Raw genomic sequence first — 13,752 nt, 5'->3', positions numbered from 1 at the left:
TTAATTTTGTGTGATTCCATATTTTTTGCATTTTAATGAAACAGTGCGGTGGGTAAGGCCCAGCACTTTACCGGCTTTGTTGAAGCTTCTGTATTTGTGTACCGCTTTTTCTATGATTTCTTTTTCGTATTCTTCAATGGTGGCAACTTCACCATTCTTCAAATTTATAAGGTTTTCGTTATCGGAGTTTTCACCGTGTATATAAAATGGAAGATCGTTTAAATGGATAATATTCCCATCACACATATTTATTGCTCTCTCTATTATGTTTTCAAGCTCTCTTATATTACCTGGCCAGCGGTATTCTCTCAAACAATTTAACGATTTTTTGTCTATTTGAGTAATGTTCTTTTTGAGCTTTTTATTTATTTTCTTTATAAAATGTTCAACTAGGAGATTTATGTCTTCTTTTCTGTCCCGAAGAGGTGGGAGGATAATACTTATTACATTCAGTCTGTAATATAGGTCTTCTCTGAATTTATTTGTTTTAAGCATTTTCTCAAGATTTTTATTGGTAGCGGCAATTATTCTTACATCAACTTTATGTGTTATAACTCCACCTACACTTTCAAATTCTTTTTCCTGTAGAACTCTTAGAATTTTTACCTGCATTGAGAGTGGCATGTCACCTATTTCATCTAGGAATATTGTACCTTTGTCTGCCAGCTCAAATTTGCCAGGTTTGCTTTTTACAGCGCCTGTAAAGGCACCTTTTTCATATCCAAACAGCTCGGATTCAAATAAATTCTCTGGTATTGCAGCACAATTTATTCGTATGAAAGCTTCATTTTTTCTATCGCTGTTATTATGAATTGCTTTTGCTATAAGTTCTTTTCCAGTACCACTTTCACCGCGTATGAGGACTGTTGAAGTGGATTTTGATGCCTTCGAGGCAATAACAAGACATTCCTGCAGGGAACCACTGTTTCCTATTATTAAATTGAATGAGGCTTCCATCCTATTATGTCTGTTCAATTCTTCTTTATAGTAATTGAGTTTTTCCTCTGAGTTTTTTAATCTTTGTGCGAGATATTTAAGTTCATCTGCCGTTCGTGATATAGACATTACACCTTTGAATTTTTTGTCTGCAAATATAGGAGTAACAGTTGATATTATAGTTTTATTGTCTTTATGGTAAACTTGATTTTCAATTGGTTTTTTTGAGTTGAATACTTTTATTCGCATACCGTTTGGAGACACATCTATAAGATCTTTTCCAACTATGTCGGAACTTTTTATGTTGTAGTGGTTTTCATATGCTGGATTTATGTAGCTTATTATTCGTTGTTCATCTACGAAGCAGATTAATTCATGAGATGCTTCAAGTATCTTTTTAAACCTTTCGTTTAATTCTTTTATTCCAACGAGATCGGATATATCTTGAAAAACTCCAAGAGCACCTATTATTTTATTATTTGAAAATATTGGAGATCTGTTTGAAATTACTATATTATTGTTTATGTATTGAGTTTCTCCAACTTTTTTTTCACCACATTTTACTATGTCCGGCAAAACAGATGTTGGAATTACGTCTTTTACAAATCTTCCAGTAACTTCATTTATATTCTTTTTAGCTATTTTTAGTCCGTAATCATTCATTGTTGTGATTCGACTGTTTTCATCTATAACTACAATGCCCACAGGTATGTTTTTAACTATTTGTTCATAGGCTATAGTGTTTTGTTCTATTATGTCATCTATTTTTGATATTGCAGGATTATTTGTAGAAAGTTCTGTTGTTATAAAATTACAGAGTTCTTCTACAGCTAATTTACCATCTTTTGAATTTTCATTGCAGGATACTTCAATTGTTTCATCTTGTTTTATTTTAAGCGACACAAGAGCAAGCATGCTTATGGCAAGTGGAGCTTTTGCAGATAGAGCTTTTATGTAGAGATTTATGCCGTATTTATTTTTTATTTGAACAGCTTTGTGAACAATTATTGCTGCTATTCTAGTATGAATTCCATTTGGAATTGGGACAATTATACTTTTTTTGTGCATAAATAGTACCTCCTTGATAAAAAGTATCAACATGTTAAATTGTCTTGATAAAAAGTATCAACTATTATATTATACTAAAAGTCCTGTGAAGTCTATAATATAGCCTCAATTTGGGGACAATTTACATATATAGATATTTACATATGATATTTTTTATCATGAGTAAAATTAAAAATGACGTTGAAAGCTGTAATTTCAATGTTGGCATGAAATTTGCTGTATAAATTATAAATGATTTTAATAAATATAATAAAATCAATAATTAGGGAGGAACATAAATGAAAAAAGGTATTGCGGCTTCAAAGGGATATTCTATAGGAAAAGTTTTTTTAAAAGAGGATAAGGAAATAAAAATAGAAAATAAAAAAGTAAGTAATATTGAAGCTGAATTGTCAAGATTCAAGACAGCTCTTGAAGTATCAAAAAATCAAATTCAGGCAATAAAAGATAAAGCGGAAAAAGAGATCGGCGAAGAAAAAGCTGCAGTGTTTGACAGTCACATAATGCTACTTGATGATCCGGAATTTGCAGGTTCAATAGAATCAGAAATCGAAAGCAACGGCATAAATGCAGAAAAAGCACTTTCAGATGTAGTTAAAACATATATGGCAACATTTGCTGCAATAGAAGATGAATATCTTAGAGAGAGAAGTGCAGATGTAGAGGATGTTGGAAGGAGAATACTCAACAATTTAACAGGAAATACATCTGATATTTCCGATGTTGACGAAAATACAGTAATAGTTGCACATGATCTCACTCCTTCTGATACTGCGCAGCTTGATAGAAACAAAGTTATAGCATTTTTGACTGATATAGGTGGAAGAACTTCACACAGCGCAATTATGTCAAGAACTCTTGAAATACCTGCAGTTGTAGGTATGAAAGATATAACATCATGTGCAAAAACAGGGGATGTTGTAATTGTTGACGGTATTGAAGGCACAGCTATAATAAATCCTGATGAGAAGACCATAAAAGAGTATGAAGCAAGGAAAGAAGCTTACGAAAAGGAAAAAGAGGAACTTAAAAAACTTGCAAGTGTTGAAACAACTACAAAATCAGGAAAACGTGTTTTGGTTGCAGGAAATATAGGAAAGCAGTCTGATGTAGAACAGGTTATTAAAAATGGAGCAGATGCCATAGGACTTTTTAGAACAGAATTTTTATATATGGATAGAGATGAAATGCCTGGAGAAGAGGAGCAATTTGAAGTATACAAGTACGTTCTCGAGAATATGGGGAAAAGACCGGTTGTCATAAGAACTCTTGATATAGGTGGAGATAAGAAACTTTCATATCTGCCGCTTCCAGAAGAGATGAATCCATTCCTTGGGTACAGGGCTATAAGACTTTGCCTTGACAGACATGATATATTCAAGGTTCAGTTGAGAGCACTTTTAAGAGCATCTGTATATGGAAATCTTAAAATAATGTTTCCTATGATATCTTCACTTGAGGAAATACTTCAAGCAAAAGATGTAATTAAAGAATGCAGAGAAGAACTTAAAAAAGAAGGAAAGCAATACAAGGATGATATAGAAATTGGAATAATGGTTGAGATACCGGCAGCTGCAGTAAATTCTGAAGAGCTTGCAAACTATGTTGACTTTTTCAGCATAGGTACAAATGATTTGATTCAGTATACTTTGGCTGCAGACAGGATGAATGAAAAAGTATCATATTTGTATAATCCGATGCATCCTGCAGTTTTGAAGCTTATAAAGATGACTATAGAATCTGCACATAAAGCAGGAAAATGGTGTGGAATGTGTGGCGAAATGGCAGGAGACGAGAAGGCAATTCCTACTCTTGTTGAATATGGTCTTGATGAGTTCTCGATGAGCGCATCTTCAATACTGAAAGCAAAACAGATAATAATGGATAATTAAAATAAGCGACGAAAATCCCCAAATTGTTGAAATTTGGGGATTTTTATGTATAGCGTTGAAAAAATACAGATTTATTGGTAATCTATAAATACAATTAAATTACTTTAATAGGAGGAAGCTGTATGAGAAACAACAAGCTGATAAAGGGTGTTTCTATGATTGCCATTGCTTTGGCACTTACGTTTGGATTTTCTTCGTGTGGAAACAAGACTGACTCGGAGGGTACAAATTCAGGGAGCACTAAAAATAACCAGGCATCTGAGAAAAAAGTTCAGACTAAGAGTTCTGAAAACGAGAGTTCTAAAGATCAGGCTCTAGATAGTCAGAAAGCCAAAACTTCAGGTGGAATCAAGTTTGTAAAAGAGGAACTTTCAGATACATCCAGTGTTGATTTCAATACTCCATGGCAAAAATCACAAAATGGCAGTTATAGCGCTTGCATAGCGGGAAGAGGGGAAGAAGCTCAGGAGGAAGGTCAGGGCAGGATAATATTGAAACAGGGAAATGGTAAAACATATTCCTTTACAGTCAGTGGAAGTAGTAAGAAATCTCCAAAATCAATTCAATGGATAGACAATGACAATATTCTTGTCGTTATTGGGAATCAATCAGGAACAGTATCAAAGGGCGGAAATTTGTATATGCTTAATGTAAAAGATGATAATGTATATCTTGTGCTTGATACTAAAGATCAGAAAAAGGAAGTTATGAAGACCAGCAAAAGTGGTGATAGACTGGAACTAAAAGTAAATGTGTATGATGATGATGTGTATAACAAATCCCACATAGAATACTGGCATATAGATTCTTTCGATTCCACTTTAAATAGTAATATGAAGGTCAAAGATTCCAGCGGAAAAATAATAATGGAAATATAATGTTTTAATTGTTGAGGGGATACATATGGACAAATCTCAGAAATTATATATTAAAGCGCTTAACAAGTATAATGACGGTTATATAGATAAAGCCATTAATTTGTGTGAGAAAAGCATATCGCTTAATATAAGAAATGCTGCTTCTATAAATCTTAAAGGACTTCTAAAGTATTTAAAAGGCGATATAAATACTGCAAGAAAGCTCTGGAAGATGAATTGTAAGGTTAATAATGACGGGGTATCAAAAAAATATATTGAGAATTCAGGCAGCGATGCGGAAAGTCTTGATTTTTACAAAAGAGCTGTAGTTCTTATGAAAGCATTGAAAATAAATGAAGCTTTAATGCTTCTTGAAAAATGCAGTAATAGTGATTTTAATTTGATAAATGTAGGCAATCGTATTGCAGAATGTTATATCAAAAAAGGTGAATATGAGAAGGCTGGTGCGTCAATCGAAAAAGTTTTAAAAGTTGATACACGAAATTCGAAGGCTATTTCCATGAAAAAAAATCTTCAGAGCATGAATATATTAAAAAAGCCTGGAAAAGGGAAAAAAATAATTTTATTATGTGCATGTGTGGGGATAGTTGCAATATTGTCAGGGATTTTCCTTGTATTCTATAAAAATACAGATTCTAGAAAAACCGGTCATGTAGTTTCAGATAAAACTGCCAGTGTCAGTGCGGCAAAGAGCAAGGACAAAAAGAAAGATAAAATTATAAATAAAAGCGATAACTATTTTTCGAGTTCTTTAATGAAAGCATATATTGAAAATAAAAATTATGACAAGTTGTTTTCAGAAATGGAAAAGGTCAAATCTCCAGACAAACTTGCTATAAATGACAAAGTTATATGGACAAAGGCAAAAGATTTTATGTCTTCGGAAGGAGCGGTTTATTTTTATCAGCGAGGATGCAACTATATGTCTAGTAAAGAGTATAATAGTGCGAAAGATTCTTTTCAAAAAGGTTTTAAATACGGTGAATTATCTTCTGTATATCCGGATATAACATATATGCTCGGGTATGATCTGGATTTGAGTGATGATAAAGAAAATGGCATAAAGTATTATGAAAAGTATGATCAAAGTTATTCAAGCGGGGACTATGAAGAAACGGTATTGTATAGGCTTGCTCTTATTTATAAGGATATTAATGCATCAAAGGCCAAAAGCTATGCAGTTAAACTTGCTGATAGATATCCGCAATCAATTTACAACAATTCAACTATAAAGTATTTAATTCAAAATTAAAATGTGCGGTTAAAAAATGTTGACTAAGTTGATAATAGAGTATAAAATATAAATAAATAGCATACCCCTATCGGGTATAAGGAGGCTGAAAAATGATAGAAGAAATAAAAGATGAAAATTTTTCAAAGTCGGTAAGTGAACCATCTGAACCTGTAGTTGTGGATTTTTGGGCTTCATGGTGTGGTCCCTGCAAGATGCTTTCTCCTATAATGGATGAGGTGTCTGAGGAAATTGGATCGAAAGCAAAATTTTTCAAGGTAAATGTGGATGAAAATCCTAACACGGCATCCCAGTTTAAAATTGCAAGCATACCTACCGTAATGGTATTTAAAGGTGGCAGCGTAGTTGACCAGTTTGTTGGTTTTAAGCCAAAGGAAGCTGTAAAACAAGTAGTTGAAAAGCATATATAAATAAATTGAATTCAGGTAAGATGACAAGTTGACAGAAAGTTGATTTGTCATCTTATGTATTAGATGAGGTGATTCGTGTGGAAGAAAGGTATGATATAGCCATAGTTGGAAGCGGTCCGGCAGGTTTGTCTGCGGCAATCAATGCCAAAATAAGGAATAAAAAAATAATAATATTTGGAATAGAAGACTTGAGCAATAAGATGATGAAGGCTCCAAAAATAAATAATTATCTTGGAATTTATGATATTACAGGAACTGAATTTACGGAAAAGTTTAAAAAGCATATAGATCATATGAACATATCTGTAACCTGTGAGAGAATAAATACAATATATGCCATGGGTGAATATTTTGCATTGGATTCAAATGGAAAGATGTATGAGGCAGATTCTTTGATACTTTCCACAGGAATTGAATATACAAAGCCACTTAAAGGGGAGGAAAAATTCCTTGGAAAGGGTGTTGGTTATTGTGCAACTTGTGATGCACCTCTTTACAAGGGAAAAACAGTAAGCATTATAGGATATAACAAGGAAGCGGAGTCCGATGCGAACTATGTAAGTGAACTTGCAGGGAAAACCTATTACATACCTGTGTATAAAGGCGATATTGATTTAAAAGACAATATAGAAGTAGTTAGAGGAAGAGTTTTGGAAATACAGGGGAAAGATAAAGTTGAAAAGATTGTGCTAGATAATGGTGAAATAAATTCAGACGGAGTGTTTGTCCTAAAAGATAGTGTATCACCGGATCAACTTGTACCAGGACTTGAAGTTGAAGACAATCACATAAAAGTCAACTTGAATATGGAAACTAATATAAAAGGGTGTTTTGCTGCAGGTGATTGTACAGGGAAACCTTATCAGTATATGAAGGCGGCAGGTCAGGGACAGGTAGCTGCTTTAAATGCTGTTGCCTATTTGGATTCAATTAAAAACAATTAGAATTTTGAATTAAAAATACGCTGCAATGATGTGAATTATCATTACAGCGTATTTTTTACATGCTTCAGTCAGCTGCAAAAAAGACATGATTTCCAATAGATTTTACATTTCTCTTATTAATATCTCTCATCCATGAAGAAGTAGCTATTCGTGGATTGTAGAAAAATGTAGCCTTGTTTGTAGGGTCTATTCCCTTGAGTGCTTGAGACACAGCGTTATAGTTGTTCTTGTTTGGCACTGCATTTATGGTACCATGTCTTACACATGAAAATGCACCACTTTGCTTTACAACACCTTCCACTGTCTTTGGAAATTTTGGATACGTAAGTCTGTTCAATATAACAGATGCTACAGCTACTTGCCCTTCAAAAGGTTCACAGTTGCTTTCAGCGAAAACAACCTTTGCCATTAAGTCGACGTCTTTTTGGGTTATATATAATTTTTGATTTGAATAGTTAAATACTTGAACCACTTCTTCTTCTCCATTGAACAAATTTGTATTTTTGCTGCTTTTTGAATCTGCTGCCGCTTTTTGAAACGGAGTGAAGGTAAGAAGCAATAGTAAACTTACAAAACAAAAAATCTTTTTCAAGATATATCCTCTCCTTGTTACCTACGGGGTTAGCTGACGGGTTCGGTAAAGGCAAAACCTACGTTATATTACGATTCACCCCAATTGTTGGTTCCCCCGTGTTTTTTTATTAAACTTTGGCTAATGATATTGTGTCCGTTTTATAAAAAAAAATGCAAATTATGATGATTTTATTAAAATTTTATAAAATAGCAGGCGGCTCTGATATAAATAATAGCAAATAGTGTATAATGATAAATAGATATTTTTAAGGATGGTGGAAGGCTTGGAGCTATTGCAGGTGCTTGTTAATTCAATAAAATATATAAATTTTTCATCCGTAATGGATATACTTGTGGTGTCTTATATTTTATACAAAGGTTATATGTTGATGAAAGAAACAAGGGCCGAGCAGCTTTTAAAGGGTATAGTGCTTTTAATACTTTTGATACCCGTAAGCAGCTTTTTTAATTTGACAATGCTTAACTGGATACTTTCAAAAACTTTGACCATAGGAGTTTTGTCAATTGTGATTATATTTCAGCCGGAAATCAGAAGTGCACTTGAACATCTTGGAAGAAGTGCATTTACAGACGTACGGATTCTGGATGATGAGGAGACAATGAAGAAAGTCATATCTGAAATTATGAATTCTGTTGAAGGCATGTCAAAGAGCAAGACCGGTGCCTTGATTGTAATAGAACAAATTACGGGACTTCAAGATATAATAAAAACAGGTACTAGACTTGATGCGGTAGTATCATCGGCGCTTCTTGAAAATATATTTGTAGTAAATACGCCTTTGCATGACGGAGCTGTTGTAATAAGAAATGACAGAATAGTTTCTGCGGGATGTTTTCTTCCGCTTACACACAACAGTGATTTGAATAGAAAACTCGGAACAAGACATAGGGCGGCCATAGGAATATCTGAGAATTCAGATGCACTTGTTATTATTGTGTCTGAGGAGACAGGCACTATATCCCTTGCAGTTCATGGAAGGATAACTAGAGATTATACAAAGGAGAGATTAAGTGGTCTCCTTATTCGTATAATGAAAAACAGATCCAGAAAAAAAGTGAATTTTAAGGAGAGGGTGAATGAATGGAAAGAAAAATTTCACAAAACCAGATCTTCATAAAAATTTGCTGTGTTGTAGTTTCCTTCATAATATGGCTTTATGTTTTCAACGTTCAAAACCCAGTAAGGCAAAGAAAAATTGATGTTCCTGTAAAGATAGTAAATAAAGGGGAGCTTTCAAAGTCGAACCTTGTTCAGGTGGATGGGGGAGATTTGCAGGTGTCACTTGAGATAAAAGGAAATGCCTCCGACGTATTTTCAGTGAAGCCACAAGATTTCAAACTCGAATGTGATATAGGATCTTATGTGGTTAAAAAAGGTGAGAACAATGTTCCTGTAAAAATAAAAAAACAGCCGGGCAATGTAAGTGTAGTAAACAATCAGAATTTATGGATAAGTATTAATCTTGATTCTATTGCGAGAAAGACTCTTCCAATACAGCTTGTGGTAGAAGGGCAGACAAGTGAGGGCCTTAGTGCTGTAAATCCGAGCATTAGTGTAAAAAGTGCTCAGATATCAGGAGCTGCTGAAGATATTGACAATGTACAGAGAGTGGTTGCACATTATAATGTTAAAAACATTAAGGACAGTGCCGAGGTTTATATAAAACTGAAAGCTGAAGATTCATCCGGGAATAATTTGAACAATATAGATATAAATCCTGAACAGGTGAAAGCTATTATACCGCTTGGAAAGGTAAAAAGTGTTCCAATCGGTGTAAAGATAGGAAAGGAACCGGAAGGGGATTTTGTTATAGAGTCTATAACATCTTATCCTGACAGAGTTTATATATCTGGGGATGAAAAGATAATTTCAAAAGTCAGCAGTATTAATACCCAGCCAGTTGATTTGAGCAGTATTTCAAGCAGCGGGAGTATAAAAGCATTACTCAATATACCGCCTGGAGTGAGTATTGCAGATGGAAGCAGTTATGTAACTGTAAAAGTAAATTTAAAAGATGGCGGAAAAAGTGACAATGTATTGGAAAAGAACTTTAATGTGGCTATAAAGCCACTGAACCTTAATAAAGAGTATAGTGCCCAGATGGAAAATCAAAATGTATATATAATTGTTTCAGGAAATGCAGATGCAGTAAAAAAATTGCAAACTGACAATATAGAATGTTATGTTGATCTTTCTTCTGCAAATGAAGGTATGGGTGATTTTACTGTAAATGTAAAGCTTCCAGAGGGGGTTTCTCTTATATCCAAAAACCCTGGGAGTGTTAAAATAGATATTAAAAAGATATCGGAGGATAAGGATGCCAATTAGAATAAGCAACTTGACAATAAATTTGAATGAAGATGAAAAAATTCTCATTAAGAAGGCAGCAGCAAAACTAAATGTAAGCCAGGAAAGCATTGAAAAATTTAGTGTAGTAAGGGAATCCATAGATGCAAGGAGAAAAAACAAGGTAAGATTGAATTATATAGTTGAAGTCTCCATTAGTGGAGAAGAAAAGATTGCAGGCAAAGTCAATGATAGAAATGTAACTTTGGTAGAAAGTAAAAGCTATAAATTAGAAACCGGCAGTGAAAAATTGAAAAGCAGACCTGTAATTGTTGGGATGGGACCGGCAGGAATGTTTGCGGGTTTTATCCTTGCGAAATACGGGTATAAACCTGTAATAATTGAACGTGGAGAAAAAGTAGAAGACAGGCAGAAAACTGTTGAGCATTTTTGGAACACCGGTGAACTTTCGAAAGAATCGAATATACAGTTTGGCGAAGGTGGTGCAGGTACCTTTTCTGATGGAAAACTTACAACGAGAACAAAAGACAAAAGATGCAGAACAGTTCTTGGAACTTTTGTAAAATATGGGGCTCCAGAAGAGATAATCTACAGTGGGAAACCTCACATAGGAACAGATATACTTAAAACAGTAGTAAAAAATATAAGAAAAGAAATAGAAAAAAATGGCGGTACTATATTATTTGGAACAAAGTTAGAAGGTATAAAAATAAAAAACAAAAAACTCTGTGCGGTAACTGCAGGAAAGGATGAGATTGCATGTGATAATTTGGTGCTTGCAGTAGGACATAGTTCCAGAGATACATATGAAATGCTTTTAAAAGAAGGTGTAGCTATGGAGCAGAAGCCTTTTGCAATTGGGGTAAGGGTGGAACATCTTCAAAGCATGATAGATGTAAATCAGTACGGAAGATATGCTGGACATCCAAAATTAAAGGCGTCGGACTACAGGCTTACGGCCAAAAGCCAAGATGGCAGGGGAGTTTATAGTTTCTGCATGTGTCCGGGGGGACAGGTAACAGCGGCATCGTCAGAGCTTGGAGGTGTTGTTACTAATGGAATGAGTAACTATAAAAGAGATGGTAAAAATGCAAATTCAGCCATTGTTGTAACAGTTGGAAGAGATGATTTCGGAAATGACAGTCCACTTTCCGGAATGGAGTTTCAAAGATATTATGAAAAGCTTGCATATGAGATCGGAGGCAGGGATTACAAAGCACCTGTTCAGCTTATAAAAGACTTTTTAGACGACAGGGTTTCAACTAAAATTGGAAGTGTAGCCCCAACGTATGCCCCTGGATATGAATTGCGTGATTTAAAAGAATGCCTTCCATACAAAGTTTCCTCAGCTTTAAAAGATGGCTTTTTAAATTTTGAAAAGAAGATAAAGGGATTTTCTCTTGGAGACGGTATAATGACGGGTATAGAAACAAGGACTTCCGCTCCTGTAAGGATACTCAGAAATGAAAATCTTGAAAGTATATGTGCGGAAGGACTTTACCCGTGCGGTGAAGGAGCAGGGTTTGCAGGCGGAATAATGTCATCTGCAGTTGACGGTATCAAGGCTGCCGAAAAAATAGCAGCCAGGTATAGGCCTTTTGATTAAAAACTCAAATAAGATTGTACAAATGTTTTTAGTATAATATAATATAACAGGAATGTTTTTAAGTAGTGATATTAACAATTGATAAGAGAGGTATTGTAATGCATAGAATGTTTGGAACCGATGGAGTAAGGGGAATTGCAAATAAGGAATTGACCTGTGAGTTGGCATATAAGCTTGGAAAAGCAGGAGCCTGCGTACTTACAGAAGGTGCAAGAAGTCCAAAGATACTTGTTGGAATGGATACTAGAATATCTGGAGACATGCTTCAGGGAGCTTTGGTTTCGGGAATACTTTCAGTTGGAGCAAAAGCAGTATGTGTAGATGTAATACCAACGCCTGCAATAGCTTATCTGACCAAGAAATATGGTGCGGATGCGGGAGTTGTAATATCGGCGTCACATAACCCTGTAGAGTACAATGGAATTAAGTTTTTTAATGGACAAGGATACAAGCTTTCAGATGAGCTGGAAGATAAAATACAGGAACTTATTGAAAATGATTTTTGTGGAGTAGAAATACCAGTAGGTGAAAATATCGGTGTTAAAACTGACAAATCGCATAAAGCCATAACTGATTATATAGAATTTGCAAAATCAACCATAGATATAAATCTGAAAGGGCTTAAAGTCGCTTTGGATTGTGCAAATGGGGCTTCCTCAAAAACGTCGGTCAAGGCGTTTAAAGAACTTGGAGCCGATGTTTATGTCATAAATAATGATCCTGATGGAATAAATATAAACAAAAATTGTGGTTCGACACATCCAGAAGAACTCATGGATTATGTAGTAAAGAAGAAGTGTGATTTTGGTCTTGCATTTGACGGAGATGCTGACAGATGTCTTGCAATAGATGAAAATGGAAATCTCATAAATGGAGATTTTATAATAGGAATAATAGGTAAATATTTAAAATCAAAGAACAAGCTAAACGAGGATGCTGTAGTTGTAACTGTAATGAGCAATCTCGGACTTGATATTGCTCTTAACGAAACAGGTATAAAAACTGTAAAGACAAAGGTTGGGGACAGATATGTTCTTGAGCAGATGAGAGAGTGCGGATATGTCCTTGGAGGAGAACAGTCGGGGCATATTATAATGCTGGATTACAATACTACAGGTGACGGACTTGTAACTGGACTTAATATTGCATCCATAGTAAAACAAAGTGGAAAAAAATTATCCGAACTTGCAGGATTTATGAAGGAGCTTCCACAGGTTCTTGTAAATGCAAAAGTCGCAAATGCAAAAAAGAATATATACCTTGAAGATGATGAGATAAAAGGCGAGATAGAGAAAATGGAGAAAAAACTCGACGGCTGTGGCAGAGTGCTTATAAGACCTTCGGGTACAGAGCCTCTTGTAAGGGTAATGCTTGAAGGAAAGGTTCAGTCTGAAATAGAAAGTATGGCTGAAAGTCTTGCAAGTCTTATAGAGAGAAAGGCAAATGCTTAAAGAAACGTGTTAATATAAAATTAATAAATTATTCCAAAGCATTGAAGTTGTGCCACAATCCAGTATATCTAAATGATATGCTGGATTTTTTATATTGATGAATAGTTGACAACAAATCCGTTTAAATCATATAATGTATTGACGGAGGTTTTAAAACCGTTATTATAGTGATAGTGGAAAGTTGGTGATAGTTTAAATTGAATTGAATTGAAAAGCGCCAGGACTTGAATATTTTAGTTTTTTAACTTTTTCAAGTTGACGAGGATGGGGAGAATCGAATCTTCGGCGGGTGCCCCACGGTATATCGCACTACCGTTAACGGCTGATAAACTCGGAAAGTGATTTTCGAAACAACATCAGTCTGGTGTTGAAACCTCAATATTCATTGAGTGGAGATAATTTCATTATCTTTT

General features: G+C 34.6%; 11 protein-coding genes and 1 riboswitch. Of the genes, 9 read left to right on the top strand and 2 right to left on the bottom strand.

The features are described from left to right. Positions 1 to 2,004 carry a sigma 54-interacting transcriptional regulator gene (locus AC4CVH_RS10105; protein ID WP_490787638.1) on the bottom strand — a complete coding sequence of 668 codons (2,004 nt, stop codon included), beginning with the start codon at positions 2,002 to 2,004 and terminating at the stop codon, positions 1 to 3. 278 nt (positions 2,005 to 2,282) lie between these two features. On the opposite strand from AC4CVH_RS10105, the gene ptsP reads away from it, so the two are divergent. The 5 genes from ptsP to AC4CVH_RS10080 all read left to right on the top strand — a co-directional run bounded on the left by ptsP (position 2,283) and on the right by AC4CVH_RS10080 (position 7,380). After that, the gene (gene ptsP / locus AC4CVH_RS10100; protein WP_490787637.1) at positions 2,283 to 3,896 is read left to right on the top strand and encodes a phosphoenolpyruvate--protein phosphotransferase; all 1,614 of its coding nucleotides are present in this window, start codon (positions 2,283 to 2,285) and stop codon (positions 3,894 to 3,896) included. A gap of 122 nt (positions 3,897 to 4,018) precedes the next feature. Beyond that, positions 4,019 to 4,774 (top strand): DUF4652 domain-containing protein, encoded by a 756-nt coding sequence (locus AC4CVH_RS10095; RefSeq protein ID WP_490787636.1) that lies wholly within the window; start codon positions 4,019 to 4,021, stop codon positions 4,772 to 4,774. 25 nt (positions 4,775 to 4,799) lie between these two features. Beyond that, positions 4,800 to 6,026 (top strand): tetratricopeptide repeat protein, encoded by a 1,227-nt coding sequence (locus AC4CVH_RS10090; protein ID WP_490787635.1) that lies wholly within the window; start codon positions 4,800 to 4,802, stop codon positions 6,024 to 6,026. A gap of 92 nt (positions 6,027 to 6,118) precedes the next feature. After that, positions 6,119 to 6,436: a thioredoxin gene (gene trxA / locus AC4CVH_RS10085; RefSeq protein ID WP_490787634.1), complete on the top strand. Its 318-nt coding sequence runs from the start codon at positions 6,119 to 6,121 to the stop codon at positions 6,434 to 6,436. Positions 6,437 to 6,513: 77 nt separating this feature from the next. Continuing rightward, positions 6,514 to 7,380 (top strand): NAD(P)/FAD-dependent oxidoreductase, encoded by an 867-nt coding sequence (locus AC4CVH_RS10080; protein ID WP_490787633.1) that lies wholly within the window; start codon positions 6,514 to 6,516, stop codon positions 7,378 to 7,380. A gap of 64 nt (positions 7,381 to 7,444) precedes the next feature. On the opposite strand, the gene AC4CVH_RS10075 is transcribed toward AC4CVH_RS10080, so the two are convergent. Beyond that, on the bottom strand, positions 7,445 to 7,972 hold the full coding sequence (locus AC4CVH_RS10075; protein WP_490787632.1) for a cell wall hydrolase: 528 nt from the start codon (positions 7,970 to 7,972) through the stop codon (positions 7,445 to 7,447). Positions 7,973 to 7,975: 3 nt separating this feature from the next. After that, positions 7,976 to 8,104, bottom strand: a riboswitch (cyclic di-AMP (ydaO/yuaA leader). Between the two features lie 133 nt (positions 8,105 to 8,237). On the opposite strand from AC4CVH_RS10075, the gene cdaA reads away from it, so the two are divergent. From cdaA to glmM, 4 genes are all read left to right on the top strand, one after another. Beyond that, entirely contained in the window at positions 8,238 to 9,092 is an 855-nt protein-coding gene (gene cdaA, locus AC4CVH_RS10070; protein WP_490787631.1) for a diadenylate cyclase CdaA, read from the top strand. Further along, positions 9,056 to 10,303, top strand: coding sequence for a CdaR family protein (locus AC4CVH_RS10065; protein ID WP_490787630.1), 1,248 nt, complete (start codon positions 9,056 to 9,058; stop codon positions 10,301 to 10,303). The genes cdaA and AC4CVH_RS10065 overlap by 37 nt, the downstream gene beginning before the upstream one ends. Next, a complete protein-coding gene (locus tag AC4CVH_RS10060) occupies positions 10,293 to 11,888 on the top strand; it encodes an NAD(P)/FAD-dependent oxidoreductase (protein WP_490787629.1) in 1,596 nt (531 codons plus the stop codon). The genes AC4CVH_RS10065 and AC4CVH_RS10060 overlap by 11 nt, the downstream gene beginning before the upstream one ends. A 98-nt stretch (positions 11,889 to 11,986) precedes the next feature. Continuing rightward, entirely contained in the window at positions 11,987 to 13,339 is a 1,353-nt protein-coding gene (gene glmM, locus AC4CVH_RS10055) for a phosphoglucosamine mutase (protein ID WP_490787628.1), read from the top strand. Positions 13,340 to 13,752 lie beyond the last annotated feature (413 nt).

Source organism: Clostridium pabulibutyricum (assembly GCF_058242705.1).
The sequence above is the reverse complement of the archived record's forward strand: the minus strand, read 5'-3'. Positions and strand labels throughout refer to the sequence as shown.

What these genes read in the sequence shown, in the direction of transcription:
- AC4CVH_RS10065 (WP_490787630.1), top strand. Translation starts at nt 9,056, where the DNA reads ATGGAAAGAAAAATTTCACAAAACCAGATCTTCATAAAAATTTGCTGT.
- AC4CVH_RS10060 (WP_490787629.1), top strand. Translation starts at nt 10,293, where the DNA reads ATGCCAATTAGAATAAGCAACTTGACAATAAATTTGAATGAAGATGAA.
- AC4CVH_RS10095 (WP_490787636.1), top strand. Translation starts at nt 4,019, where the DNA reads ATGAGAAACAACAAGCTGATAAAGGGTGTTTCTATGATTGCCATTGCT.
- ptsP (WP_490787637.1), top strand. Translation starts at nt 2,283, where the DNA reads ATGAAAAAAGGTATTGCGGCTTCAAAGGGATATTCTATAGGAAAAGTT.
- AC4CVH_RS10105 (WP_490787638.1), bottom strand. Translation starts at nt 2,004, where the DNA reads ATGCACAAAAAAAGTATAATTGTCCCAATTCCAAATGGAATTCATACT.
- glmM (WP_490787628.1), top strand. Translation starts at nt 11,987, where the DNA reads ATGCATAGAATGTTTGGAACCGATGGAGTAAGGGGAATTGCAAATAAG.
- trxA (WP_490787634.1), top strand. Translation starts at nt 6,119, where the DNA reads ATGATAGAAGAAATAAAAGATGAAAATTTTTCAAAGTCGGTAAGTGAA.
- AC4CVH_RS10090 (WP_490787635.1), top strand. Translation starts at nt 4,800, where the DNA reads ATGGACAAATCTCAGAAATTATATATTAAAGCGCTTAACAAGTATAAT.